The sequence below is a fragment of the Curtobacterium salicis genome, assembly GCF_011759505.1.
GTDB lineage: Bacteria > Actinomycetota > Actinomycetes > Actinomycetales > Microbacteriaceae > Curtobacterium > Curtobacterium salicis.
The window spans coordinates 601,978-628,288 of record NZ_JAAOYO010000003.1 but is presented as its reverse complement, the minus strand read 5'-3'; the positions used below and the strand labels follow the sequence as shown (position 1 = coordinate 628,288).

Annotated in this window: 20 protein-coding genes; 11 read left to right on the top strand and 9 right to left on the bottom strand. The window is 73.1% G+C overall.

What is annotated here, in order from left to right; translation table 11 throughout:
• Positions 1-364 precede the first annotated feature (364 nt).
• Positions 365-1,303, bottom strand: coding sequence for a helix-turn-helix transcriptional regulator (locus E9228_RS11495; RefSeq protein WP_166780677.1), 939 nt, complete (start codon positions 1,301-1,303; stop codon positions 365-367).
• A gap of 198 nt (positions 1,304-1,501) precedes the next feature.
• Here E9228_RS11495 and E9228_RS11490 point away from each other — a divergent pair, with 198 nt between their 5' ends.
• Positions 1,502-9,157 carry a choice-of-anchor G family protein gene (locus E9228_RS11490; RefSeq protein WP_166780676.1) on the top strand — a complete coding sequence of 2,552 codons (7,656 nt, stop codon included), beginning with the start codon at positions 1,502-1,504 and terminating at the stop codon, positions 9,155-9,157.
• 355 nt (positions 9,158-9,512) lie between these two features.
• A complete protein-coding gene (locus tag E9228_RS11485) occupies positions 9,513-11,318 on the top strand; it encodes an adenylyl cyclase (RefSeq protein ID WP_166780675.1) in 1,806 nt (601 codons plus the stop codon).
• Positions 11,319-11,421: 103 nt separating this feature from the next.
• Here the strand turns inward: E9228_RS11485 and E9228_RS11480 are convergent, their stop codons facing one another.
• A complete protein-coding gene (locus tag E9228_RS11480) occupies positions 11,422-12,138 on the bottom strand; it encodes a TetR/AcrR family transcriptional regulator C-terminal domain-containing protein (protein WP_166780674.1) in 717 nt (238 codons plus the stop codon).
• 254 nt (positions 12,139-12,392) lie between these two features.
• Between E9228_RS11480 and E9228_RS11475 the strand changes: the two genes are divergently transcribed.
• The 3 genes from E9228_RS11475 (at position 12,393) to E9228_RS11465 (ending at position 14,573) form a co-directional block, all read left to right on the top strand.
• The gene (locus tag E9228_RS11475) at positions 12,393-13,217 is read left to right on the top strand and encodes a DUF2382 domain-containing protein (protein WP_166780673.1); all 825 of its coding nucleotides are present in this window, start codon (positions 12,393-12,395) and stop codon (positions 13,215-13,217) included.
• A gap of 88 nt (positions 13,218-13,305) precedes the next feature.
• Positions 13,306-14,070, top strand: a complete 765-nt coding sequence (locus tag E9228_RS11470) for a mechanosensitive ion channel family protein (RefSeq protein ID WP_166780672.1) — start codon at positions 13,306-13,308, stop codon at positions 14,068-14,070.
• Between the two features lie 95 nt (positions 14,071-14,165).
• Positions 14,166-14,573, top strand: coding sequence for a YsnF/AvaK domain-containing protein (locus E9228_RS11465; RefSeq protein ID WP_166780671.1), 408 nt, complete (start codon positions 14,166-14,168; stop codon positions 14,571-14,573).
• A gap of 38 nt (positions 14,574-14,611) precedes the next feature.
• Here the strand turns inward: E9228_RS11465 and E9228_RS11460 are convergent, their stop codons facing one another.
• Entirely contained in the window at positions 14,612-15,322 is a 711-nt protein-coding gene (locus E9228_RS11460) for an SDR family oxidoreductase (protein ID WP_166780670.1), read from the bottom strand.
• Between the two features lie 54 nt (positions 15,323-15,376).
• Here E9228_RS11460 and E9228_RS11455 point away from each other — a divergent pair, with 54 nt between their 5' ends.
• Positions 15,377-15,772: a MerR family transcriptional regulator gene (locus tag E9228_RS11455; protein ID WP_166780669.1), complete on the top strand. Its 396-nt coding sequence runs from the start codon at positions 15,377-15,379 to the stop codon at positions 15,770-15,772.
• A 37-nt stretch (positions 15,773-15,809) separates the two neighbouring features.
• Here the strand turns inward: E9228_RS11455 and E9228_RS11450 are convergent, their stop codons facing one another.
• Both E9228_RS11450 and E9228_RS11445 read right to left on the bottom strand, forming a co-directional pair.
• The gene (locus E9228_RS11450; RefSeq protein WP_166780668.1) at positions 15,810-16,016 is read right to left on the bottom strand and encodes a hypothetical protein; all 207 of its coding nucleotides are present in this window, start codon (positions 16,014-16,016) and stop codon (positions 15,810-15,812) included.
• A gap of 147 nt (positions 16,017-16,163) precedes the next feature.
• Positions 16,164-17,168: a helix-turn-helix transcriptional regulator gene (locus E9228_RS11445; RefSeq protein WP_166780667.1), complete on the bottom strand. Its 1,005-nt coding sequence runs from the start codon at positions 17,166-17,168 to the stop codon at positions 16,164-16,166.
• A gap of 162 nt (positions 17,169-17,330) precedes the next feature.
• On the opposite strand from E9228_RS11445, the gene E9228_RS11440 reads away from it, so the two are divergent.
• Positions 17,331-18,194 carry an NAD-dependent epimerase/dehydratase family protein gene (locus tag E9228_RS11440; RefSeq protein ID WP_166780666.1) on the top strand — a complete coding sequence of 288 codons (864 nt, stop codon included), beginning with the start codon at positions 17,331-17,333 and terminating at the stop codon, positions 18,192-18,194.
• A 3-nt stretch (positions 18,195-18,197) separates the two neighbouring features.
• Here the strand turns inward: E9228_RS11440 and E9228_RS11435 are convergent, their stop codons facing one another.
• Positions 18,198-19,172, bottom strand: coding sequence for a DNA-3-methyladenine glycosylase family protein (locus tag E9228_RS11435; protein WP_208385846.1), 975 nt, complete (start codon positions 19,170-19,172; stop codon positions 18,198-18,200).
• Between the two features lie 72 nt (positions 19,173-19,244).
• Between E9228_RS11435 and E9228_RS11430 the strand changes: the two genes are divergently transcribed.
• The 4 genes from E9228_RS11430 (at position 19,245) to E9228_RS11415 (ending at position 22,956) form a co-directional block, all read left to right on the top strand.
• Positions 19,245-20,273: a 6-phosphofructokinase gene (locus E9228_RS11430; RefSeq protein ID WP_111075393.1), complete on the top strand. Its 1,029-nt coding sequence runs from the start codon at positions 19,245-19,247 to the stop codon at positions 20,271-20,273.
• 126 nt (positions 20,274-20,399) lie between these two features.
• Positions 20,400-21,377, top strand: a complete 978-nt coding sequence (locus E9228_RS11425) for an MDR family oxidoreductase (protein ID WP_166780665.1) — start codon at positions 20,400-20,402, stop codon at positions 21,375-21,377.
• 86 nt (positions 21,378-21,463) lie between these two features.
• Complete coding sequence (locus E9228_RS11420; protein ID WP_166780664.1) at positions 21,464-22,132, top strand: GntR family transcriptional regulator; 669 nt, start codon at positions 21,464-21,466, stop codon at positions 22,130-22,132.
• Between the two features lie 38 nt (positions 22,133-22,170).
• Positions 22,171-22,956 (top strand): ABC transporter ATP-binding protein, encoded by a 786-nt coding sequence (locus E9228_RS11415; protein WP_166780663.1) that lies wholly within the window; start codon positions 22,171-22,173, stop codon positions 22,954-22,956.
• 136 nt (positions 22,957-23,092) lie between these two features.
• On the opposite strand, the gene hemL is transcribed toward E9228_RS11415, so the two are convergent.
• The 3 genes from hemL to E9228_RS11400 are packed head-to-tail and all read right to left on the bottom strand — an operon-like array spanning position 23,093 to position 26,228.
• On the bottom strand, positions 23,093-24,430 hold the full coding sequence (hemL, locus tag E9228_RS11410; protein WP_166780662.1) for a glutamate-1-semialdehyde 2,1-aminomutase: 1,338 nt from the start codon (positions 24,428-24,430) through the stop codon (positions 23,093-23,095).
• Positions 24,427-25,482 (bottom strand): porphobilinogen synthase, encoded by a 1,056-nt coding sequence (gene hemB / locus E9228_RS11405; protein WP_166780661.1) that lies wholly within the window; start codon positions 25,480-25,482, stop codon positions 24,427-24,429. The genes hemL and hemB overlap by 4 nt, the downstream gene beginning before the upstream one ends.
• The gene (locus E9228_RS11400) at positions 25,479-26,228 is read right to left on the bottom strand and encodes a uroporphyrinogen-III synthase (protein ID WP_166780660.1); all 750 of its coding nucleotides are present in this window, start codon (positions 26,226-26,228) and stop codon (positions 25,479-25,481) included. Before E9228_RS11400 ends, hemB begins: the two co-directional genes overlap by 4 nt.
• Between the last annotated feature and the right edge of the window lie 83 nt (positions 26,229-26,311).

The following is a 26,311-nucleotide window of genomic DNA, read 5'->3' as shown; positions in this document are numbered from 1 at the left end:
CCGGCGCGCCGAACGTTGCTCGATCGAGATGCACGGCCGCGGACCAGCGGCCGGCGACGAGGCCCGAGGGGTGGGACGAGGTGGCGGATCAGGAGCCACCCCGTCCCACGGACGCCCGGTCAGGGACCAGGACGTGACGCCGACGGTAGCACTCGGACGCGTTCGGCACACTGCAACGTGGCAATGCCGGTGCCGGAGAAATCGGTGTCGACCGCGGAACGCACGTCCTGCGTTCCGGGCGTCCTCCTGGCACAATGGGGGTGCCCCGGGGCCGGATCAGGGTCCTGGGAAGAGAGGGCGGGGGCCTCACCATCCTCCGCCCTCTGTACCCTCCCGACGGGCAGCAGCGGACGGCGGGGGCGGTTCAGCGCATCAGCGTCTGCCGGGGCGTCTCGCCGTAGGTCTGCCGGTACAGCGCCGTGAAGCGTCCGGCGTTGCTGAAGCCCCACTCGGCCGCGACGGCCGCGACGGTGTCACCGCGCGTCGGGTCGCCCGCGAGCAGCGCTGCCCGCGCGCCGTCGATCCGCGCCAGCCGGACGTACTCCATCGGCGTCTGACCGCGCTCCCGACGGAAGGCCAGCGACAGCCCCCGCGGCGAGAGTCGTGCCGCCGCGGCGAGGTCGTGCACCGTGATCGGCTCGCGGCGGTGTTCGTCCACCCAGGTCGTCGCGCGTCGGACGGCGGCGCTCTCGCAGGCTCCGCGTCGGGGTTCGGCGACGAGTCCGAACGCCGAGATCGCACTCACGACGACGAACCGCGACGCCTCGGCGCGCAGCAGCTCGTTGCCGTAGACGTCCGGGGTCTCGAGCACCTGCTGGCGGTACTCCTGCACGGTCCGGCGCCAGAGCCAGTGGCGCGCGGCGTCCACCGGCCGCAGGGAGCCCTCCGCCAGGCAGACGTCCTCGTCGTCCCAGACCTCCTGGGCGACCCGGCGGAGCAGCTGCGCCGAGAAGGAGCACGTCGACGCCACCGCGTGGTCGATCGCGAACTCGAGCTCCTGGTCGGGTGGCATCACGAACGCGTCGCCCCCGCCGATGGCCTGCTCGGAGCCCCACGGGTTGAAGGCGAACGTCCCCGAGTGGACCTCCACGAACATCACCTCGTCGGTGGCGTCGACCGCGAGTCGGAGCTCCGTGTCCCACTCGAGGTCCGCGATCGTGACCGGGTCCCCGACGATGACGTGCTGCCGGTGCGAGACCAGGTCGGAGGACGGCGCGACGCGGTACCCGAACCCCTCGCTGATCGCTTCGGTGAGTTCGTCGGCATTCGTCGTCTCCACGTCGAGGAACGAAGGACTGCTCATGGGGAGGGGTCTACCACACCCCGTCCCGGCACGCGGCAAGATGTCCACCGCCCCCGAACGGGGGTTGCGGCGGAATTCCTGAACGTGTGTCAAGATCGCTGCCAGGAACCCCCAACCAGGGTTCCTGCACCTCCGGCTCACCACCGGAGGCACTTCCAGGATCAGGTGGCGGGATCCCCGCCAGGATGAGAGACACGCATGCGCAGGCACGCGTCGTTCCGTGGTACCCGCGTACCCGCCGGAGCGAACGACCGGTCCAGTCCGACCAGCGGTTCCGTCCCCGTGGAGGCTCGACGACGAGTCGCCCTCGGCCGGAACCCCGTCCTGCGCGGCACCGTCGTCGCGACCGTGGCGGCGCTCGTCGCCGCCACGGTCGCGCTCGAACCCGCGAGCGCCGCACCGACCGACGTCACTGCAGCCGAGGGCGTCGTGCTCAGCGGCTCCGGGGTCGTCGACCTCGACACGATCGCCCAGCTCGCCGGCGCCTACAACGCGTCCGGCTCCACGAACGGCGGCACCACCCGGCAGCCGCTCGACCTGACGGCCCTCGACGCCGTCCGGGTCGACCTGGGCAACGACCTGACGCTGCTCGGACGCAACGGGATCCTCGACCTCGGGGTGTCCGACCAGTACGCCCGCACCTCCCGGACGGGAGCGACGGCGAGCGCCGGGCTCCTGGCCGGCGACGGCGGACTCGGTGTCGGCAGCGGTGCCGACGACCAGGCCACCACGCTCGACCTCACCGCGCTGCTCCGCTCGGCGGGGGTCGGCGCGGACGTGCTCGCGAACGGCGGCCTCGAACTCGGCGCGCTCGGCTCGACGATCACCGCGACGCGTGGCACCCCCGTCCGGACGCAGAGCTCCTACGACGTCGCGAGCGCCGAACTGCACCTGCAGAGCCCGGCCCTCAGTGGCCTCACGCCGGCGCTGCAGGACGACGTCGCCGGACTCTCCGACGGGGTCGACGCCGCCGTCGGCCGTGACGGGGCACTCTCCGGCGTGACGACGGGTCTCACCGACTCGTTGGCGGGCGTGCTGCGCCCGCTGCTCGGACGGCTGCTCAGCGTCTCCGGCACCACGGTCACCGCAGCGGTCGACGTGGACCTCGACCAGACGGTCCGCACCGTCCTCGACCAGCCGCTCACCGACGGCGCCGTCACGATCGTGCCGGGGACCGGTGCCGTGACGATCGACCTCGACCGGCTCACCGCCCTGAACGGCCAGCCCGCGAACACCCCGGTGCTCACCGACGCCGCGATCGCCGCGGTCAACCGCAGCATCACGACGATCCTCGGTCAGCAGCTGCCGACGGCCCTGCAGAGCGCGGTCGTCACCGCCGTGGACGCCACGCGTGTGAGCGTGGACGTGGACGCACGACTCACGCTGCTCGGCGCGACGCTCGCGCCGCTGCACGTGGACGTCGACACCACGATCGGACAGCTCCTCGGCACGGACACCCGGCCGCCGACCGTCGCCGCCACCGGCCCGGCCGGCCTCGACCTCGCCGCACTGGTCGGCCCGGTCGTCACGGGTGCGGTCCTGCCGGTGCTCGCCGGCATCGTCCGGCCCCTGGTCACCGGCGACGCCCTGACCGACCTCGGCGCCACCGTCACGGCGACCACCACCGCCGTCGCGGGTCTGCTCACCCCGGTGACCGCGCTCGTCCGCCAGGTCGTGCAGCTCACCGTCAACGCGCAGGACACGACGACGGGCTTCCGCGACGGCCGCGGGACCGACACCGGCTCCCGCAGCGTGCACGCCGTCCGGCTGTCGATCCTGCCCGCGGTCGACCTGGCGACGATCGACCTCGCCACGTCGACCGTCAGCGCGGCCGCCTTCGTCGCCCCGACGATCACCACGCCCACGGCCGGTCAGCCGTTCAGCGTCCCGAGCGCGGACGCGACCCGGAGCGTGACCATCGGCGGCAGCGGCGAACCGGGTGCCGCGATCGCCGTCGACCTCGGCTCCGGCCGCACGGCCGACGCGACCGTCACGGCGGACGGGACCTGGACGACCACGGTCCCGGGCCTCCCGGTCGGCACGTACACGGCGACCGCGACGCAGACCGTCGACGGCGCCGCGGCCGGCAGCACGACGCAGACCTTCAGCGTCGTCGCGCAGCGTGCCCTGACCATCGCGACGCCGACCTCCGGACAGACGATCCGCGTCGTCGGGACCAGCGGCCCGGTGGAGCTCACCGGCACCGCGACGCCCGGCGCGACCGTCGCGGTCGACCTCGGGGACGGCCGGACCGGCACCACCACCGCCGACGCCACGGGCGCCTGGGACGTCACCGTCACCGACGTCGCGGTCGGCCCGCACACCGCTCGGGTCACGCAGACCGTCGGGGACGCCACCTCGGCGGTCGTCACCCGCGACTTCACGGTGGCCCGCGCCGCCGCGCTGACGATCACCGCTCCCGAGGACGGCGAGCGGTTCGCCGTCCTCGGCGCCGACGGCACACGCGACGTCACCGTCTCCGGGACGGCGCAGGCCGGCGCCCGCGTCGACCTCGACCTCGGCTCCGGCCGTACCGCGACGACCACCGCGAACGGGTCCGGCACGTGGACCACCGCGGTCCGTGACCTGCCGGCGGGGTCGTACACGATCGCCGCGACGCAGACCGTCGGCGCGGAGACCTCGGCCGTCGTCGAGCGCGCGTTCACCATCACGGCGGCACCCGCCCTGACGATCACGGCCCCCGCGGACGGGGACACGATCACCGTCGCCGACGAGTCGTCCACGACGCCGGTCACGGTCCGTGGCTCGGCCGCGCCCGGCGCCCGCGTCCAGGTCGGCATCGGCGGCTCCTTCGTCGCGGCCACCACGGCTGCGGACGACGGGTCCTGGTCGGCGACCTTCGTCGGGGTGCCGGTCGGCCCGCGTACCGCGACGGCGACCCAGACGCTCGACGGACGCACGTCCGACGCGGTCACCACGGACTTCGCCGTCACCGCCGGTACCGCCCTCGTGCTCGAGGACCCGGCCGACGTCGTCGTGCTCGACGACGCCCGCACGACGGACCTGCCCGCCGCCGGGACCGCCACGCCGGGAGCCACCGTCGACGTCACGCTCGGCTCCGGCCTGACCGCGTCGACCGAGGCCGGGACCGACGGCTCCTGGTCGGTCGTCGTCGACGACGTCCCGGTCGGCACGCACACGGTGCGCGCCACCCAGACGGTCGCCGCGACCCCGGTCGCCGGCGCGACCACCTCCCCCGCGGAGACGCAGTCCGTCACCGTGTCCGCCGCCGCACGCGTCCGGGTCACGGCGCCGACGCAGGACCGCGTCGTCACCGTCGCCGAGGACGACTCCCTCGTGGACGTCACGGTCACCGGCACCGCCCAGCCCGACGCGACGGTCTCCGTGTCGCTCGACGACCGGGAGGCGCGCACCGCCACCGTCGACCGTGACGGCACCTGGTCGGTCGCGTTCGACGGCCTCGGCACGGGCGGACACACCGCCACGGTCACGCAGACCGTGAGCGGCGCCACCTCCGAGCCGGTCGACCGGGACTTCTCGGTCGCTGCCGGCGACGCCGTCGTCATCGAGACCCCGACCGCCGACCAGGAGGTCCCGGCCGGCGGCGGCGGGTCGCCGGACGGCACCGCGGGCGTGATCGCCAGCGGCACCGCCGAACCCGGCGCGGACGTCCGCGTGCAGTTCGACGGCCGCGCGCCGATCCGGGTCGTCGCGGACACCACCGGACGCTGGACGGCTCCGTCCGACGACGCCGTGCAGCTCGGCGTCGGCGACCACCGCGTCACCGCGACCCAGACCGTCGGCGGCACCGTCGGCGACCCGGTCGTGCGCGACTTCACGGTCGTCGCCGGTCGGGCGATCACGATCGACTCCCCCGCCACCGGTCAGCGCTTCGTGGTCGTCGACGACGACGCGACGACGACGGTCCGGCTCACGGGCACGGCCGATCCGGGAGCCACCGTGCAGGTCTCCGTCGGTGGTGCGGCCCCGGTCGCGGTCCGTGCCGACGACGTCACCGGCGCCTGGGTGCTCGACGCGGAGGGCCTCGGCGCCCGCACCGAGCCCTACACGGTGAACGCCTCGCAGACCGTCGACGGGCTCACCACCACCGCCCTGCCGACGACGTTCCGCGTCGTCGCGGCCGCACCCGTCCGGGTCACCGGCCCGACGGAGCCCGTACAGGTCGCCGGACCGGACGCCACCACCGACGTCACCGTGTCCGGGACCGCACAGCCGGGCGCGTCCGTCACCGTCGTCACCGCGGGTGGCCCGGACCGGACCGCCACGGTGACGCCCGAGGGCACCTGGACCGTCACCGTGCCCGGCCTGACCGTCGGCGACCACGACGTCACCGTCACCCAGACCCTGGGCGGCGACACGTCCGGACCGGTCGACGCGACGGTCTCGGTCGTCGCTGCCGAGCCGGTCGCGGTCACGTCCCCCGACGACGGCGAGGTCCTCCTCGTCCTGCCGGGCGACGCACCCACCCGCCCGGTCGTCGTGACCGGCACGGCCGAGCCCGGCGCACCGGTGACGGTGACGCTCGACGGCACGCAGACCCCGACCACCGCGGACGAGGACGGCGACTGGACCGTCACGTTCGACGGGGTCCCGGTCGGTGACCACACGGTCTCGGCCAGCCAGACGGTCGGCGGGACCAGTGCCTCCAGTCCGGACCGGACCGTCACCGTGCGCGCTGCCGCACCGATCGCGATCACCGAGCCGGGCGACGGCACCGTGGTCACGGTCGCCGACCCGGACGGGACCGTCGACCTGGTCGTCACCGGTACCGCCCAGGACCGCGCCCCGGTGACGGTGCGCCTGTCCACCGGGGAGACGACGACGACCGAGGCGACGGCCGACGGCGACTGGACCGTCCGCTTCCGGGACGTCCCGGTCGGCGACCACCGCGTCAGCGCGACCCAGGTCGTCGGCGGCGCCACCTCGGCGCCGGTCTCGGTCGGTGTCTCGGTCACGGCCGGCGCACCGCTCACCGTGACCCGGCCCGCCGGAGCGTCGACGCTCACCGCAGCAGACGACGACGCCACCGTCGACCTCCGCTTCGGCGGCCGCGGCGAACCCGGCGCGGTCGTCACCGTGGACCTGGGCGACGGCGGGTCGGTGACGACCCGCGTGCAGGACGACGGCTCGTGGGCCACGACCGTCCGGACGATCCCGGTCGGCAGCTGGACCGCTCGCGTCACCCAGTCGATCGGCGGCACCACGAGCGCCGCGATCGAGCGTCCGGTGTCGGTCGTGGCGGGCGCTGCGCTCACCGTGCGCGAGCCCGGCGACGGCGACACCGTGACCGTCGCGGACGACGACGCGACCACGACCGTCCCGGTCGCCGGCGACGCCGAACCGGGCGCGACCGTGGTCGTCACGATCGACGACCGTGACCCGGTCGAGGTCACGGCCGGCACCGACGGCACCTGGACGGTCGACGTGCCGCAGCTCGGCACGGGCGACCACACGGTCGAGGTGGTGCAGACCGCGCCCGACGGATCGACGTCGAGCACCCCGGTCGACTCCGCCTTCACGGTCGTGGCGGGTGCACCGGTCCGGATCACCACGCCGGGGTCGGGCGACCGCTTCCTGGCCGGCGACGCGGACGCCACCGTCCGGATCCCGGTCCGCGGCACCGCCGAACCGGGCGCACGGGTCGTGGTCGACCTCGGTGCCGGCGACGTCGTGGCGACGACCGCCGACGAGGACGGCGCCTGGCGGGTCACCGTCCCGGGCATCGGGGTGGGCGACCGCACGGTCAGCGTCACGCAGCGCATCGGCGACACGGAGTCCGCTCCGGTCACCGTGCCGATCACCGTCGCCGCGGCCGACCCGGTGACCATCGCGGTCCCCCGGGACGGCGTGACGATCCCGGTCGCCCAGGCGTCCTCGACGCTCACCGTCGCCGTCCGCGGTGCCGCCCAGGACGGCGCGACCGTCCGGGTCACCCTGGACGGCGGCGACGGGCAGACCGGCACCGTGCGGACCGTCACCGCGGTCGACGGCACCTGGACGGCCGACTTCACCGACGTCGGCGTCGGCTCGCACACGGTGCGCGCCACGCAGACTGTCGACGGGTCGACCTCCGCCCCGGTCAGCTCCACGTTCTCCGTGGCGTCGGGTCGGGAACTGGTCGTGGACGCCCCCGCGGCAGACGCGGTGGTCGTGGTGCCGGCCGGCACCACGGACGCCGACGTAACCGTGACGGGCAGCGGCCAGCCCGGCGCCACGGTCCGGGTCGTCGTCGACGACCGGGACCCGGTCGAGGTGCCCGTCGGCACCGACGGCCGCTGGACCACCACCGTGCCGGACCTCCGCACCGGTGACCACACGGTCGCCGTCACCCAGGTCGTCACCGGCACGACCTCGGCTCCCGTCGAGCGGGACTTCTCGATCGAGCCGGCCGCGGCCGACGCGGTCGTCGTCACCGCTCCCCTCGGCGGGACCGAGTACCGGGTGCTCGGCGGCGGCACCGACGTGCCGGTCCGCGGCACCGCGGCAGCCGGGGCCCCGGTCACGGTCGCCGTGGACGGCCGCGCACCGGTCACGACGACCGCCGACGACGACGGTCGCTGGGCCGTCACGGTCCCGGACGTCGCCCTCGGCTCGCACGCCGTGGTCGCCACCCAGACCGTCGGTGGCGCGCAGTCCGCGTCGCCTGCCGTCGGGTTCACGGTCGTCGAGGCCACCGCCGTCACCGTCACCAGCCCGACCGACGGCCAGGTCCTGCCGGCCGCCGACGGGACGGCGGACGTCCGGGTCGACGGGTCGGCCGAACCCGGTGCGACCGTGTCGGTCGACATCGACGGACGGACCGGCACCACCACCGCGGGTGGGGACGGCTCCTGGACGGTCACCATCGTTGACGTGCCCGCGGGCGACCACACCGTCGCCGTGACGGAGACCGTCGGCGGGGTCACCTCGCAGCCGGTCACCAGCGGCATCACGGTCGTGGTGCCGGCGGTGGACGACGTCGTGATCACGTCGCCGACGTCCGGCACCCTCATCACGGCCGACGGCTTCGCAGACACTGCGGACGTCACCGTGGTGGGCCGCGCGGCCGCCGGGGCCGCGGTCACGGTGCAGCTCTCCGACGGGGAGGTGCGCCGGACCACCGCCGACGACCGGGGCCGCTGGACGGTCGTGTTCGAACGGGTGCCCGAGGGCGACTGGACGATCGGCGCGACGCAGACCGTGGGGACCACGACGACCGCGGCCGCTCCGGTGACCGTGTCCGTCGACGCCGTGGAGCCGCTCGCGGTCACCTCGCCCGCCCCGGGCTCGGTCCGGATGGTCGACGACGCCGAGTGGGTCGACTGGATGTTCACCGGCACCGCCGAACCGGGGGCGACCGTCACGCTCGCCCTCGAAGGCCGCGACCCGGTGGTCGTGGACGTCGACGAGGACGGGCACTGGTCCGCGATGCTCCGCCTGATGATCGGGTCCCACATGGTCCGCATCACGCAGAGCGTCGGTGGGCTCACCTCGGCGATGCAGTCGGTGCCGGTCAGCGTCCGGACGATGCCGGACGGGCCGAGCCAGCCGGGTGGGCCGGGCGAGCCCGGTCAGCCCGGTCAGCCTGGTCAGCCGGGTCAGCCCGGTCAGCCCGGTCAGCCCGGTCAGCCGGGTACCCCCGGCCAGCCCGGCGGGCCCTCCGACGGCGGGGCCGGCACCGGCAACGGTGTCGGGAACGGCGCAGGGACCGGCATCGGGAACGGCACCGGCACCACCCCCGGTGGTCTCGCCTTCACCGGTGCGGACATCGCCCCCCTCGCGGTGACCGCCGGCGGCCTCGCCGCCCTCGGGATCCTGCTCCTCGGCCTGGCGCGCCTGCTGCGCATCGCACGCCGTCGCAGCCGGAGCTGACCCACCCGAACGAGCCGAGCCTCCCGCCCGTCATGACGACGGACGGGAGGCTCGTCCCGTTCCCGCCCCGTCCGCCACCCACCGCAGGTGCGGGCGCTGGTCCCCCCGCGCGCCGGCCGGATCATCCGCGCAACGAGTCCGTCCGCATCCGTTCCCTGCGGACCACCCCGACGGCGTTACGCTTCCGCCACCCCAACCAGCGCGGCCGTCGTCGTCCGCCCCGGCGACAGCGACGTCCGCCGGGCCCGGCGGCGTCCGCACATCTGCAAGGAAGCAGGTCACGGTGAACCCCCTCTCCCCAGCGCCCCTCGGACGGGCCCGAACCCGCAGGCGCGTCATCGGCGCGACGGTGGCGGTGAGCGCAGCAGCGCTCGGCGTCCTCGCCACGACCCAGACCGCCGTCGCGGCACCACCCGCCCCCGCACCGACCACCGACCTCGGCCAGAACGTCCTCGTCTTCTCGCCGGACATGCCCCAGGCGGACATCCAGGCGAAGGTGGACGCGGTCTACGAGCAGCAGGTCGACAACGAGATGGGCACGGCGCGGTACGCGCTGCTGTTCAAGCCCGGCACCTACGGCTCGGCGACGAACCCGCTCGACATCCGCGTCGGGTACTACACCGAGGTCGACGGCCTCGGACAGGACCCGGGTGGCGTGACGATCAACGGCGGTGTCACCGCGATCGGCCGCAACGGCAGCGGGTCCCTCGACACCTTCTGGCGGTCCGTGTCGAACCTCACCATCCACGTGGTGCCGACCGCCGACGCCTGCCACACGGGCAACGAGATGTGGGCCGTCTCACAGGCCGCACCGATGCGACGCGTGGACGTGAAGGACTACACGACCTTCATGCCCTACTGCGAGGACCCGAACTACGCCAGCGGCGGCTTCGTCGCGGACTCGGCGCTCGAAGGCGGAGCGTTGAACGGCTCGCAGCAGCAGTTCTACGTGCGCAACAGCGACCTCGGCGCCGGCTGGTCGAACGGCGTCTGGAACCAGGTGTTCTCCGGTGACCTCAACGCCCCCGCCCAGTCCTTCCCGGTCCCGCCGTACACGACGCTGACGGCGACCCCGGTCTCGCGCGAGAAGCCGTACCTGTACGTCGACGACAGCGGGGCGTACCGCGTGTTCGTCCCCAGCGCCGCCACGAACTCGGTCGGCACGAGCTGGGCGAACGGCCACACCCCCGGTCGGTCGCTGCCCCTCAGCGACTTCTTCGTCGCCCACCCCGGGGACTCCGTCGCCACGATCAACGCCGCCCTCGCCAGGGGCAAGCACCTGCTCGTCACGCCCGGTGTCTACGACGTCGCGACGAGCATCACCGTGAAGCGCGCCGACACCGTCGTGCTCGGCCTCGGCCTGGCCACGCTCACCGCGCAGAACGGTGCCGTCCCGATGACCGTCGGTGACGTCCGGGGCGTCGACATCGCCGGCCTCACCTTCGACGCCGGTACCGTCAACTCGCCGACCCTGCTGAAGATCGGCAGCGGCCACCACAAGGTCGACCGGAACCCGGCCACCGCCGGCAGCGCCGCCGACCCGACCGCCCTGCAGGACGTGTTCTTCCGCATCGGCGGTCCGCACGTCGGCAAGGCCACGACGAGCCTCGAGGTCAACAGCAGCCACACGATCCTCGACGACATCTGGGCCTGGCGTGCCGACCACGGTGTCGCCGGTTCCGTCGGCTGGACCGTGAACACCGCCGACACCGGCGTGGTCGTGAACGGTGACGACGTCACCGCCACCGGCCTGTTCGTCGAGCACTACCAGAAGTACAACGTCGTCTGGAACGGCGAGCGCGGACGGACCGTGTTCTTCCAGAACGAGCTGCCGTACGACGCCCCGGACCAGGCCTCCTGGCGCCACCAGAAGACGAACGGCTGGGCGGCGTACAAGGTGTCCGACAAGGTCAAGACCCACGAAGCCTGGGGCCTCGGCAGCTACATCTTCACGAACGTGAACCCGACACTCCACGCGACGCAGTCGTTCGAGGTGCCGGACCGGCCGGGTGTGGTGATGCACGACATGACCACCGTCGCGCTCAACACGAACGCCGGGACGATCGACCACGTCATCAACGGCAAGGGCTCCGCGGCCACGGGCGCGGTGTCCGGACAGCCGCAGACCGTGACGCGGTACTCCGACAAGGCGGTGCAGTAGCGATCGCGCGCTGACACACCCTGCGTGGGCCGAGCCTCCTGTCCGTCACGATGACGGGCGGGAGGCTCGGCTGCGTCAGGCGGTCGTCACCGGGACACTTCGGTCACTGGGACACTTCGCGGTCCAGGCGGTCGAGCAGCGCCTCGAGCGAGACCTCGAACTCCTCGTCGCTGCGGTCCTCGCTCAGCAGGCCGCGGAGTCGTCGGACCTCGGGCGCGACGTCCAGGGACATGCTGCCGTCGCCCTGCGGGACGTCCGCGCCGCCCTCGTCGAGCGGTTCCTCGGCGGGCCCGGCCTCGGCGCCGCGGACCACGGACTGCAGGAGGAGCTGGCCGAGCAGGAAGCTGCTGAACGCCCGGTAGGCGTTGACGGCCTGCCCGTCGGAGAAGCCGTTCCGGGTCAGGGCGGTGAGGAACGTGTTGACGACCTCGACGCTCCGGAGCGGCGGGCGGAGCCAGGGCGCAGCCGGGTGCCGCGTCGCCACGAGCGGGAACGCCTTCGGGTGGTCGGTGGCGATCTTGCGGACCGCGTGGGCGACCGTCTGCAGGAACTGCTGCCAGTGGTCGCCCTCGGCCTCCTGGAGGTGCGCGGTCAGGTCGCTCATCAGCGACGCGACGATGCCCTCGAGCAGGTCCTCCTTGCCGTGCACGTACCGGTAGAGGGACATCGCCTCGACCCCGAGCTCCTGTGCGAGGGACCGCATCGACAGTCCCTGCATGCCGGACCGGTCGATCTGGTCGAGCGCGGTCTGGACGACGAGGTCCCGGCTGAGTCGGGGCGCGTTCGGCCGGTTCGTGTTCGTTCTGTCGCGTTCCGTCACGGTGGATGGCTCCTGACCTCTCCTTGCACGCTACCTCGCCTTACGATGTAAGCTCCGACGTGGGCTTACACCGTAAGTCCGCCGAGGTGGTTTCCCCACCGACCCGAGTTCCCCTTTTCCGTGCGCAAGGTCGCGCAGAACCGACGGGTCAGCAGCCACGCATCGAGGACCCCTGTTCCCGGCGGTCCCGCCTGTCTCCTCGGGAGCACTCCGCATCGAGCCCGTCGACCACGACGGGGAGAAGGAGCACCACCATGATCGACAGCAACAGCGTCAACGACCTCGTCGGTGCCGACGTGTACGGCAGCGACGACGCCAAGATCGGCACCGTCGGCCAGGTCTACGTCGACAACGACTCCCAGGACCCGACCTGGGTGACCATCCGCACCGGGCTGTTCGGCACGTCCGAGACCTTCGCACCGCTGCACGACGCCACGTTCGACGGCGGCGTCGTCCGCGTCGCCCACGACAAGGCGTTCGTGAAGGACGCGCCGCGCATCGACGACGACGGTGCCCTGCACGCCGACGACGAGCGTGCCCTGTACTCGTACTACAGCGACGGCACGGTCGACTCCGCCACCACGGAGACGACGCACCACGAGCAGGACGCCGACCGACTCGGGAGCACCGCCGGCACCGAGGGCCACGACACCTCCGGCCCGACGACCGACGACGCCATGACCCGCTCCGAGGAGCGCCTGCACGTCGGCACCGAGCAGGTCGAGACCGGCCGCGCCCGGCTGCGCAAGCACGTCGTGACCGAGCACGTGGACCAGACCGTCCCGGTCAGCCACGACGAGGTCACGCTCGAGCGCGAACCCATCACCGACGCGAACGCCTCCGACGCCCTCGCCGGCCCGGACCTCAGCGAGGAGGAGCACGAGGTCGTCCTCACCGAGGAACGCGTCGTCACCGCCAAGGAGACCGTGCCCGTCGAGCGCGTCCGCCTGGGCACCGAGACCGTCACCGAGCAGCAGCAGGTGTCTGAGGACGTCTCCCACGAGGAGATCGAGCTCGACGACGCCTCCCGCACCCGCACCACCGACGGGACCGTCGCCGACCGCGACGCCCGCTCCTGATCACCGGTGGCGGTCGACCTCCGGTCGGCCGCCGCCGCGCTCCACCCCGACCTGACCCCGATGGACCCCACCCGAAAGGCCCACCTCCATGGACTTCCCCGCCGCTCTGCAGAACGGACTGGCCGCGGTCATCGCGTTCGTGCCGCTCGCCCTGCTCTTCCTGCTCATCCTCATCGTCGGCCTCGTCATCGCGAAGCTCATCGAGAAGGGGCTCTCCCGCCTGCTGACGAAGGTCGGCTTCGACCGTGCCGTCGAGCGTGGCGGCATCAAGAAGGCCCTGTCGAACTCGAAGCTCGACGCCTCCGACATCGTGTCGAAGATCATCTACTACACGCTGGTGCTGTTCGTGCTCCAGTTCGCGTTCGGGGTCTTCGGCCGCAACCCGGTCAGTGACCTGCTCGCCGGCATCATCGGGTTCCTGCCGAAGATCATCGTCGCGATCATCATCATCGTGATCGCCGCCGCGGTCGCCGCCGGCGCCAAGGGCCTGATCCAGAACACCCTCGGCGGCCTGTCGTACGGCAAGGTCCTGGGCAACGCCGTCGCCGTCTTCATCCTGTTCATCGGCGCGACCGCTGCGCTGAACCAGATCGACGTCGCCACGACCGTCACCACGCCCATCCTCATCGCCGTCCTGGCGATCATCGCGGGCGTCATCATCGTCGGCGCCGGCGGTGGCCTCATCAAGCCGATGCAGCAGCGCTGGGAGACCATGCTGACCAAGGCCGAGGCCGAGGCCCCGAAGATCCAGCAGCACGCGCAGAACGCGCCGTCCGTGACCGACCAGGCGAAGCAGGCGGCGCACACGGCGAAGCAGGCCACGTCGACCACGAGCGCCCGTCGCTCGGTCTGATCCGGTCCCCCCCCCCCCAGGTCGGCCCCGCTCACGCCGAGCGGGGCCGACCTCCGTCCCCCTGTCCACCACCACCGCTCGCATCGGAGAAGACCATGACCGCCACCCCAGAGCAGTCCGCAACAGCTCCCGACGGCCGCGCGGAGGTGACCCTGCACGACGAGCGCCTGCGCGTCGGGACCGAGCGTCACGCGACGGAACGGATCCGGCTCGAGCGCGTCGTCGTCACCGAGCAGCGGACGATCACGGTCGACGTCAGCCACGAGGAGATCCGGCTCACCCGCGAACCGGTCACCGGCGACACCCGGCTGCCGGGCGGCCCGGCCGCCGACCGTGAGCCCGTCGTGGTCGTCCTGCACGAGGAACGCGTGGTCGTCACGAAGACCGTCGTGCCGGTGGAACGCGTGACCCTCACCACCCGCGCCGTGACGCGCGACGAGCCGGTCGTCGACACCGTCCGGCGCGAAGCGGTCACGGTGCAGACCGGACCGTCCGGCAGCTGACCGACGACGGACCGGCTGCGACCGGGCGCCGCTGCGTCCTACGCCGCGAGCATCTGGGCCAGGACCGCGTACAGCTCCTTCGGGTCCCGGGCGAGCAGCTGCTTGATGAGCGCGGTCTGCTCGTCCACCACGACCTCGTACTCGCCGCGCTCGACCCCGTCGAGGGTCGCGCGCGCCACGTCGGCCGGGTCGGTCTTGGCCATCGAGATCCCCGCGGTCATGTCGGTGTCGGCCACCCCGAGGTGCACGGACATCACCGTGGTCCCCTGCCCGGCCAGCTCGTGACGCAACGCGTTGCCCATGTTCCACAGGGCGGCCTTCGAGACCGCGTAGGCGGAGGCCCCCGGCATGGCCAGCCAGGAGGCGCCCGAGGCGATGTTCACGATGCCCCCACCGCCGTTCGCCGCCAGGACGGGTGCGAACGCACGGATCACGGACAGGGTGCCCCAGACGTTCGTGTCCATGTCGGCGTGCGCCGCGTCCAGATCGCCCAACAGGGTCGCCGTCGTGGCGATCCCGGCGTTGTTGACGAGGAGGTCGACGTCGGTCGCGACGGCAGCGGCGGCGGCGACGGATGCCGGGGAGGTGATGTCGAGGGCGAGACGTTCGACGCCGTCGAGGTCGATCAGTTCCGGACGTCGGGCGGTCGCGTACACCTTCGCCCCACGAGCGGCCAGTTGTGCGGCGAGGTGGCGTCCGATACCGCGGTTCGCACCGGTGACGAGGGCAGTGGCTCCAGAGATGTCCATGGCGCTACGGTAGGACCTGACGTCAACGTCAGGATCAAGTCGAGGAGCCGGAAGATGCGGATCGGTGAGCTCGCGGAACGGGCCGGCGTCAGCGTGCGGTCGCTGCGGTACTACGAAGAGCGAGGCCTCCTCGAGTCCGAACGGACCCCGGGCGGACACCGGGAGTACCGCGAGTCCGACGTGACGCGGGTGCGCTTCATGCAGATGCTCTACGCAGCGGGCATGCCGAGTCGCCGGATCGTCGAACTGCTGCCCTTCCTCGACACCGGGGTCGCCACGCCGACGATGCTCGACCACTTCGACGAGGAGAGCGAGCGCATCCGACGCCAGGTCGAGGCCCTCACCGCGACCCACGATCGTCTCGCGCGGCTCCGCGACGTCGCGGCGGAGTCCATCGCGGGCCGACCGCCGGAAGAGTGCCGGTCGTCGGCGAACGCGGCCGCCGCCTGACGGCCGGGGGCACCCCTCGCCCCTCCGGCGACACGCCCTAGGAGTGATCCGACCCCGTCGCCCACGCTGCCCACGCGTCGAGCTGCGCCTGCGCGTTGCCGAGCGAGTTGTGCGAACCGCGGATCGTCCCGTCGGTGGAGTGCAACTCGTAACCCTGCACCTGGTCGATCGTGCCGACGACGACGCCGTCGCGGCGGGCGGTCCAGTGCCCACCGGAGTCGTGTCGCCATGTGATGGCCTGCATGCGGTCCACGAGCGCCGACTTCCTGTGTTGCGCCGACACCAGAGACCGACGACCGACTCCGACGGTAGGCCGGCCACATGTGTGACCGGACATGTCGTCGTGCATGCGGTCACCGGACGACCGGGATGGTGCCCGATCGGCGGCTCGTCACCGTCGGAGGGTGACGCGTGGGTACTCGTCGAACGCCACGCGGTAGGCCGCCGAGAACCGACCGAGGTGGTCGAACCCCCACCGGTGGGCGACCTCGCGGACGCTCGAGGTCTCCGGGTCGGCGTGCAGCAGGTCCTGCCGGACCCGCTGCAGGCGGACGTGCTGCAGGTAGTGGAGCGGTGAGCGGCCGATCGAGTGCTGGAAGGCCTCCTGGGTGGCCCGCACACTGAACCCCGCCGCGGCCGCGATGTCGGCGACCCGGAGCGGTTCGGTGACGTGCTCGTGGATGTACTCCACCGCGGCGCGGAGCCGCTCCCGCCTGGGCAGGTACACCGCGGCGGGCAACGCGACCACCCGCGGCGGGTACATCCGCAGGAACGCCACGACGACGTCCCGCGACAGGGTGGACCGGACCAGGCCGCCGCCATCGGAACCCTCCCGGAGCTCGCGGGAGAGCAGGTGCAGGCTGCCGCGCCACCGCGCGATCGCAGCGGGGTCGAGCGGGTGGAGGTGGTCGATGCCGAGATCGTCGACGGGCCCGGTGTGGAAGAGCTCGTCCGCGACCTCGTGCACGAGTCGACGGGACAGGTGCACGAGGCGCTGGTCGTGGTCGGCGTACTCGAAGACGAACTCGCGGGCGGTCGGGAGCAGCATCGGCACGTCCCGGACCATCGGGACACGGTCGTGCAGCACGTCCGGGGTGCCTTCCCCGGCGGTCAGCCACTGCACGATGTAGTCGTCCGTCGGCGGGACGGCACCGCGGATCGCGCCGGAGAACTGCGCACGCCGCAGCGTGACGTCGCCGTCACCCACGGCGCTGTACCGGTACGCGAACGGCTGTCCGGTCGGGGCGGCTGCCCAGTCGTGACCCGAGTAGAAGCCGCTCAGTTCGGCCACCGCCGCATCGGGACTCGAACCGGCCGCCTCGATGCGGACGTCGTGCCACGCGGGCTGCGCGCCGACGGACGACCGGTGCAGCGGTCCGTCGTCGACGGTGGCCATCATGTCCCTCAGGCGTGCATCGATGTTCGACTTCGTGGCACGTTCCGTACGGAAGCTGCGTCGGCGAACAGTGCGGCCTCGTCGTGAGCATACGTGGTCGTCGCCCGGCGGCACGGGCGGCGGACTCGACCGCCCTGACGGCATCCGTGGGAGGGTCGACAGATGTCAGACCACCAGAGAGTCGTCATCGCCGGCTGCGGCGACCTCGGCACCGAGGCCGCCCTGCGCTTCGCCGACCTCGGGTACCGCGTCGTCGGCCTCCGGCGCCGCGCCGAGCTCCTGCCCGCGCCGATCGAGGGTCGGAGCACCGACCTCCGCGACGACGTGCCCGAGATCGCCCACGACACCGCGATCGTCGTCGTCGCCCTGGCCGCGGGCAGCCGCGACCCGGACGAGTACCGCGCGACCTACGTCGACGGCCTGCGGAACGTGCTCGACGGCATCGACCGCTCGGGCGCGGCTCCTCGGCTCGTCGTCGTGTCCTCGACGGCGGTGTACGACGTCTCCGACGGCAGCACGGTCACCGAGGAGACACCGGCGACCGGCGGGACCCCGACGGCGACGGTCCTCGTGGAGGCCGAAGCGCTGCTCCGCGAACGGGCGCCGGGTGCCGTGCTCCTCCGCCTGTCGGGCATCTACGGCCCCGGGCGCGAGCGGCTGATCGACCAGGTGCGGTCCGGTCGCGCTCGACTCGCCCCGGCCGAGGTGTCGTCGCCGCACACGAACCGCATCCACCGCGACGACGCCGCGGCGGCGATCGTGCACCTCGCGACGCTGGACGACCCGGCACCGACGTACCTCGGCACCGATGACGAACCGGCCCGCCTCGACGACGTGCTGCGGTTCCTCGCCGGCGAGCTCGGTGTCCCGGCGCCGGAGCACGGGCCGGCGTCGGACCGGCAGGCGGGCGGCGACAAGCGCCTGTCGAACGCGCTGCTCCGCTCGACGGGCTTCGCCTTCCGGTACCCGACCTTCCGCGAGGGCTACCGCGCGGTCCTGGCCGGAGACGGCGCGCACCACCGCTGAACTTCAGTGCCCCCGGTGGTCCTGGATCGTCATCCGCGGCCCGAACGTCGGTTTCCGGAAGCCCGAGCCCGCGATCAACCGCACCACCCGCTCCCGGTGTCCGCGCCAGGGCTCGAGGAGTTCGAGCATCCCGTCGTCGTCGACGGGTCCGCCGGTGAGCGCCCACCCGACGAGCGCGGGCACGTGGTAGTCCCCGACGCTCGGCGAATCCGGGTCGCCGTGGGCCCGCTGCGCCGTCTCGGCAGCGGTCCACGGTCCGACGCCGGGGATCGACTGCAGTCGACTGGCGACGAGTTCGCCGCCGCGGCCGAGGGTCAGCGTCCGCTCGAGAGCGGGTGCGACCTGCACGACCCGCATCACCGTGGCCGACCGACCGGGTTCGATGCCGGCCTTGTGCCACTCCCAGCTCGGGATCCGGGCCCAGGTGTCGGCGTCCGGCGGGACGACCATGCCCTCCGGAGCCGGTCCGGGCGCGGGTGTGCCGAACCGCTGCACGAGGTACCGCCACGCGCGCCAGGCCTGACGGGAGGTCACCTTCTGCTCCATGATCGCCGGCACGAGCATCGCGACGACCGTGTTCGTCCGCAGCAGTCGTAACCCCGGCTGGCGGTGTCGTGCCTGCGCGAGGAAGGCATGCGCGGACACGTCGAGGTCGTCCCAGTCGTCACCGCGTCCGACCAGGTCCGGCCCGTGCGCGACGGCCCAGGGCGCACCGTCGCCCCACGCGCTGATCGCCACGGTGTCGCCGACGGGTCGGAGGAGCACCGACGCCGGCCCCTCGGGCGTCCGGAGGGCGAGCCACACGTCTGAGCCGACCACCCGGTGCGCCGGGTCGCCGGAGCCGCGCGACAGGGGCCGCAGCGTCGCGACCACGTCCACCGGGCCTCCCGGCCGGTACACCGTGTCGACGCGACCGGCCCCGTCGTCCGCACCGGGACGGACCGCCGGGGACGCGGCGACGGGACGGACGGAGGGCATGCAGGGATGGTAAGCGGAACCGCCGTCAGACATGATGGGCACGTCCCTTCGGACCCGACCACGGGAGTCACCATGCGCATCGGCATCCTCACCTCCGGCGGCGACTGCCCCGGCCTCAACGCGGTCATCCGCGCCATCGTGCTCAAGGGCATCGCCATCCACGGCCACGAGTTCGTCGGCTTCCGGGACGGCTGGCGGGGTGTGGTCGAGGGCGACATCGTGCCGCTCGGCCGGAAGGACATCCAGGGCATCGCGAAGCAGGGCGGGACGATCCTCGGCACCAGCCGGACGAACCCCTTCGAAGGTCCGAACGGTGGCGTCGAGAACATCACGAAGACGCTGGAGCGGCACGGCATCGACGCCGTCGTCGCGATCGGCGGCGAAGGCACGCTGGCCGCCGCGAAGCGCCTCACCGACGCCGGCCTGCAGATCGTCGGTGTGCCGAAGACGGTCGACAACGACCTGGGCGCCACCGACTACACGTTCGGGTTCGACACCGCAGTGGCGATCGCGACCGAGGCCATGGACCGCCTCCGCACCACCGGTGAGTCGCACTCCCGCTGCATGGTCGCCGAGGTCATGGGTCGCCACGTCGGCTGGATCGCCCTGCACTCGGGCATGGCGGCGGGCGCGCACGCGATCCTGATCCCCGAGCAGAAGACGTCGCTGGCGCAGATCGGCGAGTGGGTGCAGGCCGCCTACGACCGCGGACGCGCGCCGCTGGTCGTGGTCGCCGAGGGCTTCGTCCCCGACCACGAGGACACCGCCCACACCGAGCGTGGCCTGGACGCGTTCGGTCGACCGCGTCTGGGCGGCATCGGTGAGCGCCTCGCCCCGCTCATCGAGGAGATGACCGGCATCGAGACCCGCGCCACGACACTGGGGCACATCCAGCGCGGGGGCACGCCGACGGCGTACGACCGGGTGCTGTCGACCCGGCTCGGGCTGGCGGCGATCGACGCGGTCGTCGAGGAGCGCTGGGGCCGGATGGTCGCGCTGAAGGGCACCGAGATCGTGCACGTGTCGTTCGCGGACGCGCTCGGCGAGCTGAAGACCGTGCCGCAGGACCGGTACGACGAGGCCGCCATCATGTTCGGCTGAGACGGGCGGCGGCGGGCGGGTTCCGCGCTCAGCGACAGCGCTCGCGCGCGGGGACGAACGGTGTCGCTGGGCGCGAACCGTCCGGTGGGCCGTCCCGGCCGGGAGGCCCGGGGTAGCGTCGCGCGCATGACCCGCGCCGTCCTCGTGTCCCGTTCCGCCGCCCCCGTCGTCACCGACGTCGACCTGCCCGCGCCCGGCGACCGGGAGGCGCTGGTCGCCGTCACGCGGTCGAGCGTCAACTACAAGGACGGCCTGGCCGTCGCCGGCGATCCCGGCGTGGTGCGGACCGACCCGCTCGTCCCGGGCATCGACGTGGTCGGCACCGTCGTCGCGGTCGGGCCGGACGTGCAGGACGTGGCGGTCGGCGAGCGCGTGGTCCTCACCGGCGCCGGCGCGGGCGAGACCCGTCACGGCGGGTGGGCGGAGCAGTGCGTGGTCCCGGTGGACGCGCTCGTCGTGCTGCCGGAGCGTCTCGACGACGACCTCGCGGCAGCGATCGGCACGGCGGGCTTCACCGCGATGCTCAGCGTCCTGGCACTCGAGCGCGTGGTCGCCCCCGAGGACGGACCGGTCCTGGTGACCGGGGCCTCGGGCGGGGTCGGCACGGTGGCGATCGCCCTGCTCGCGGACCGTGGGTACCGGGTGACGGCGTCGACCGGTCGCCCGGAGAACGGCGACTCGCTCCGGGCCCTCGGCGCCACGGACGTCGTCGACCGTGCGCAGTTCGCCGAGCCGGGCAAGCCGATGCAGCGGGCGGTCTGGGCCGGCGCGGTGGACAGCGTCGGCGGCGCGACCCTGGCGAACGTCCTCGCCGCGACGCAGTACGGCGGAGCGGTCACGGCGTGCGGCCTCGCGCAGTACACCACCCTGTCGACGACGGTGCTGCCGTTCATCCTGCGCGGGGTGTCCCTGCTCGGCATCGACTCGGTCGCGGCACCGCTCGACCTCCGGCAGCGGGCGTGGGCGCGGCTGGGGACCGACCTCGACCCGGCGCTGCTCCGGGCGGTGACGCGGAGCGTCGGGCTCGCCGAGGCGATCGACGTCGGCGCCGAGGTGGTGGCGGGACGGGTGCACGGGCGGACCGTGGTCGACGTGACGCGGTGATCCGTGCCTCCCGTCGATTCTTCGCAAGCGTTTGCACAATGTCACGTTAGGATTTGAATACCGAACACCTTCTGAAGGAGACCCGGATGCCGGTACCCAAGTCGACCGTCGAGAACTCGCCGCGCAAGCTCCTCCGGGACGTCGTCCTCGAGAAGATGCTCGGGGCGATCCAGGACGGCACCCTGCAGGCCGGCGAGCGTCTCAACGACGACGAGCTCGTCGCCTGGCTGGGTGTCAGTCGCACGCCGATCCGCGAGGCGATCGCCAAGCTCGTCGACTACGGCCTGGTCGAGATGGAGGCGAACCGGTACACCCGCGTCGCCTCCCCCACGCGTGAGGCCTACGACGACGCGTTCCAGATGCTCTTCGGCTTCGGTGAGCTCGCTGCACGCTGGTCCTTCCCCCGCTTCGAGGACGCCGACGTGAAGGCCTTCGGCGCGATCCTCGACGACATGCGCGCCCACGCGAAGGCCGAGGACCGCGCCCTCAACGACGACATCGACCGGGCGATCGCGTTCATGGTGCAGAAGTCCGGCAACGAACTGCTGATCAAGACGAGCGAATCGCTGCTGAACCGCGCGAAGTTCGTCCGGATCGGCGAGCCCGAGTTCGTCTTCTGGGACGTGGCGCAGGCCCTCGACGGCTTCCGTGCCGCGGCGAAGGGCCGCGACGGTGAAGCGGGTGGAGCACTCGTCCGCGGCCTCGGTCGCGCGATGGCCGAGCACCTCGCCACCGCCCGGGCCGCGAAGGCCTGACCGAACGCGGACCCCACGAGGTGCGCGAGGATGGACTGATGACCGACGTCCTCCTCCACGCGTCCGGACTCCGGGTCACCCGCGGCGGCCGTGACCTGCTGCACGACGTCGACCTGACCGTCCGGGCCGGCGAGCACTGGGCGCTGCTCGGCCCGAACGGCGCCGGCAAGTCCACCCTGCTCGCGGTCCTCGGGGCGACCGGGCACCCCTCCGCCGGCACCGTCGACCTGCTCGGGCACCGCCTGGGCCGGGTCGACGTCCGGGAGCTCCGCGAGCACATCGGGCACGTCGACCCACGGCACCGGATGCTCTCGCCGCTCACCGTGCTGGAGACCGTGCTCACCGGACTGACCGGCACGACGGACCTCATGGTGCGGTGGGAGCCGAGCGCCGAGCAGGTCGCCCGCGCCGAGCAGCACGTCGCCGACGTCGGGCTGTCCGCGCGCCGGGACGCCCGCTGGCCGGTGCTGTCCCAGGGCGAACGCGGACGCGCACTCATCGCCCGGGCGCTCATGTCCGAACCCCGGCTGCTGCTGCTCGACGAACCCGCCACCGGGCTCGACGTCGCCGCGCGGGAGCACCTGCTCGAGACCGTCGACGCGCTGCGGGTGCGGCAGCCGGAGCTCGGCAGCGTGATGGTCACCCACCACCTCGAGGACCTGCCGGCGTCCACCTCGCACGCGATGCTGCTGCGCGACGGGGCCGTCGTGGCCGAGGGGCACGCGGACGAGGTCATCACCTCGGGCCGGGTGTCGGCCGCGTTCGACTTCCCGCTGGCGGTCGAGCGGAGCGGTGGTCGCTGGCACGCGCGGCGCGCGGACTAGCCGCCCCGTCCCTCCCGGCCGGCCGGCCCGCCCGTCCGGCCCGTCCGGTCCGCGGAACGCAACGTCGGCGCCATCTCGCAGCGGTACCGCGCTGCGCGACGACGCCGACGTTGCGTTTTACGGGAGGGGGGGTCAGTCAGGCGGCAGCGGCGGCCTTCGCGGCGGCGGGCAGCGCGTCGAGGATCTGCGAGACCGCACGCTCGTCGTGGGCCGCGGTGAGGAACCACGCCTCGAACACGCTCGGCGGCAGGGTGATGCCGGAGTCGAGCATGCTGTGGAAGAACGGTGCGTACCGGAAGACGTCCTGCGCGCGGACGTCGTCGTAGTTCCGCGGCGGGGTGTCCGTGAAGGCGAACGAGAACAGGTTGCCGGCGTGCTGCACGGTGTGCGCGACCCCCTCGGCGGACAGCGCCTCGCTCGTCGCTCGCGACACGACGTCGGCCGTGCGGTCCAGGTGAGCGTAGACGTCGGCCGTCGCGGCACGGAGCGTGGCGATGCCGGCGGCCACCGCCAACGGGTTCCCGGACAGGGTGCCCGCCTGGTACACCGGGCCGAGCGGGGCGAGGAAGTCCATCACCTCGCGCCGACCACCGAGTGCGGCGAGCGGCATGCCGCCGCCGATGACCTTGCCGTAGGTGACGAGGTCCGGCTTCCACCCGGCGCCGTCGGGCACGGTGTTCGACGCCTCGAGACCCCACCACCCGGCGGGCCCGACGCGGAAGCCGGTGAGGACCTCGTCGACGATGAGCAGCGCACCGTGCGCGCTGGTGATCTGCGACAACGCCCGGTTGAAGCCGCGCTCGGGTGCCAGGACGCCCATGTTCGCGGCGGCGGCCTCGACGATCACGGCGGCGATGCGCTCGGAGTGCTCCTCGAACGCGCGACGGACGGCGTCCAGGTCGTTGTACGGCAGCACCAGGGTCTGCGCAGCGGTCTCGGCGGTGATGCCCGCGCTGCCGGGGAGGGCGAGCGTCGCGACACCGGAGCCGGCCTCGGCCAGCAGTGAGTCGGAGTGGCCGTGGTAGTGGCCGGCGAACTTCACCAGCAGGTCACGACCGGTGTAGCCACGCGCCAGGCGGATCGCGGTCATGGTGGCCTCGGTGCCGGTCGACACCATCCGGATCTTCTCGATCGGGCCGTCGCCGTCCACCTGCACCCGCTGCTTGACGAGCTCCGCCAGCTCGGTCTCGCCCGGGGTGGAGGCACCGAACGACAGCCCGCGGGCCGCCGCCTGCTGCACGGCCTCGACCGTGCCGGGGTGGGCGTGCCCGAGGATCGCGGGACCCCACGACGCGACGAGGTCGACGTACTCGCGGCCCTCGGCGTCGGTGACGTACGCGCCCTTCGCGTTCACGAGGAACCGGGGCGTGCCGCCGACCGAGCCGTACGCACGGACCGGGGAGTTCACGCCGCCCGGGATGCTGTTCTTCGCGCGGCCGAACAGCTGGTCGTTCGTGGTCGTCGTCGAGGTCATTCGGGGGCCTTCCCGGTCGTGGCGATGCCGGCGACGTCCGCGGTGCTGCCCGAGGTGCGCAGGCCCGCTTCGTCGTTGAGCTTGCGGGCGATGTCGACCGCGAAGTAGGTGAGGATCGCGTCGGCACCGGCGCGCTTGATGCCGATGAGCGCCTCAATGGCCGCAGCGTCCCGGTCGATCCAGCCGTTCTGGGCGGCTGCGGTGATCATCGCGTACTCGCCTGAGATCTGGTACGCCCAGACCGGGACCGGCGAGGTGTCCGCCGTGCGGGCGAGGACGTCGAGGTAGCTCATGGCGGGCTTCACCATGACGATGTCGGCGCCCTCCTCGATGTCCTGCTCGACCTCGCGCAGCCCCTCGCGCCCGTTGCCGGAGTCGAGCTGGTACGTGCGGCGGTCGCCCTGCAGGGTCGAGGCCACGGCCTCCCGGAACGGACCGTAGAAGGCGGAGGCGTACTTCGCCGCGTAGGCGAGGAGCGCGGTGCCGGAGTGGCCGGAGACGTCGAGGGCGTCGCGGGCAGCGGCGATCTGGCCGTCCATCATCCCGCTCATGCAGACCAGTTCGGCACCGGCTTCGGCCTGGGCGACCGCCATGTCGCGGTACCGGAGGAGCGTGGCGTCGTTGTCGACCGAGCCGTCGGTCGCGAGCACGCCGCAGTGGCCGTGGTCCGTGAACTCGTCGAGGCACAGGTCGGACTGCACGACGAGTGCGTCACCGACCTCCTCCTTCGCCACCCGGATCGCGACGTTGAGGATGCCGTCCGGGTCGGTCGCGCCGGAGCCGACGGCGTCCTTGTGCTCGGGCACACCGAACAGGTTCACCCCACCGATGCCGACCGACGCGGCCTCGTTGAGTGCACGACGGAACGAGTCGAGGGAGTGCTGCTGCACCCCGGGCATGCTCGTGATGTCGATGGCGTCGGTGGCGCCTTCGCGGATGAACATCGGCAGCACGAGTTCGGCGGGGTGGAGCCGGGTCTCGGCGACGAGTCGACGCATCGCGGGGGTGGCGCGGAGTCGTCGGGGGCGGACCTGGGGGAAGCGTCCAGTCACGAGTGACCTTCCTGTTCGGGGTGTGGGGTGAGGGACTCGACGACGGCGTCGAGCAGGGCTTCGGCGGACCGTTCGGCGGCGACGACGTGCACGGGCAGTCCGGCGTCGCGGGTCTCGGTGGCGGTGCCCGGGCCGATGCAGGCGATCCGGGTCCGTGGGTCAAGGGGGGTGAGGCGGCGGGTGACCTCACGGGCGACGCTGCCGCTCGTGACGAGGACGACGTCCGGCGCCGGGTCGAGGGCGATCTGCCCGTCGCCGGTCCCGACGGTGCGGTACGCGACCACGTCGAGGACGGTGGTGCCGCGCGCCCTGAGGCCGTCCACCAGGGTCGGGGCGGCGAGGTCCGAGCGCGGGTGCACGACGAGCGGGGCGCCGTCGGGGAGTGCCGTCACGAGCCCGGCGGCCGAGGCGTCGTCCGGCACCAGGTCGACGGGCCAGCCGACCGCGCGGGCAGCCCGCGCTGTCGCGGTGCCGACGGCGGCGACGCGCACACCGGACGGGAGGCTCGCCACGCGTTCCGAGAGCACCCGCACGGTGGTCGCACTGGTCACGACGAGCCACGGCTCGCCGGCTCCAGCGGCCACCGCCGCCGCCGCCGCGGTGAGCCGGGTGATCGCCGTGTCGAGCGGGCCCGGGTCGGCCGGCGGCTCGTCCGTGATGAGCGGGACCACCACGGGCACGAGCCCCCGGGACCGTGCGGCCGCCGCGACCCGGTCACCCCACGCACCACCGCGCGGCACGAGCACGACCGTTCCCCGGTGCGACGGGCCGTCGTCCGGCGTCGTCGTGGGTGCCGCGGCGCTGGTGTGCGTGGAACTCCGGGTGTCGT

Excerpts from the sequence above, each read along its gene's own strand:
- E9228_RS11495 (WP_166780677.1), bottom strand. The coding sequence starts at position 1,303 with ATGAGCAGTCCTTCGTTCCTCGACGTGGAGACGACGAATGCCGACGAA.
- E9228_RS11490 (WP_166780676.1), top strand. The coding sequence starts at position 1,502 with ATGCGCAGGCACGCGTCGTTCCGTGGTACCCGCGTACCCGCCGGAGCG.
- E9228_RS11475 (WP_166780673.1), top strand. The coding sequence starts at position 12,393 with ATGATCGACAGCAACAGCGTCAACGACCTCGTCGGTGCCGACGTGTAC.
- E9228_RS11470 (WP_166780672.1), top strand. The coding sequence starts at position 13,306 with ATGGACTTCCCCGCCGCTCTGCAGAACGGACTGGCCGCGGTCATCGCG.
- E9228_RS11465 (WP_166780671.1), top strand. The coding sequence starts at position 14,166 with ATGACCGCCACCCCAGAGCAGTCCGCAACAGCTCCCGACGGCCGCGCG.
- E9228_RS11460 (WP_166780670.1), bottom strand. The coding sequence starts at position 15,322 with ATGGACATCTCTGGAGCCACTGCCCTCGTCACCGGTGCGAACCGCGGT.
- E9228_RS11455 (WP_166780669.1), top strand. The coding sequence starts at position 15,377 with ATGCGGATCGGTGAGCTCGCGGAACGGGCCGGCGTCAGCGTGCGGTCG.
- E9228_RS11450 (WP_166780668.1), bottom strand. The coding sequence starts at position 16,016 with ATGCAGGCCATCACATGGCGACACGACTCCGGTGGGCACTGGACCGCC.
- E9228_RS11445 (WP_166780667.1), bottom strand. The coding sequence starts at position 17,168 with ATGGCCACCGTCGACGACGGACCGCTGCACCGGTCGTCCGTCGGCGCG.
- E9228_RS11440 (WP_166780666.1), top strand. The coding sequence starts at position 17,331 with ATGTCAGACCACCAGAGAGTCGTCATCGCCGGCTGCGGCGACCTCGGC.
- E9228_RS11435 (WP_208385846.1), bottom strand. The coding sequence starts at position 19,172 with ATGCCCTCCGTCCGTCCCGTCGCCGCGTCCCCGGCGGTCCGTCCCGGT.
- E9228_RS11430 (WP_111075393.1), top strand. The coding sequence starts at position 19,245 with ATGCGCATCGGCATCCTCACCTCCGGCGGCGACTGCCCCGGCCTCAAC.
- E9228_RS11425 (WP_166780665.1), top strand. The coding sequence starts at position 20,400 with ATGACCCGCGCCGTCCTCGTGTCCCGTTCCGCCGCCCCCGTCGTCACC.
- E9228_RS11420 (WP_166780664.1), top strand. The coding sequence starts at position 21,464 with ATGCCGGTACCCAAGTCGACCGTCGAGAACTCGCCGCGCAAGCTCCTC.
- E9228_RS11415 (WP_166780663.1), top strand. The coding sequence starts at position 22,171 with ATGACCGACGTCCTCCTCCACGCGTCCGGACTCCGGGTCACCCGCGGC.
- hemL (WP_166780662.1), bottom strand. The coding sequence starts at position 24,430 with ATGACCTCGACGACGACCACGAACGACCAGCTGTTCGGCCGCGCGAAG.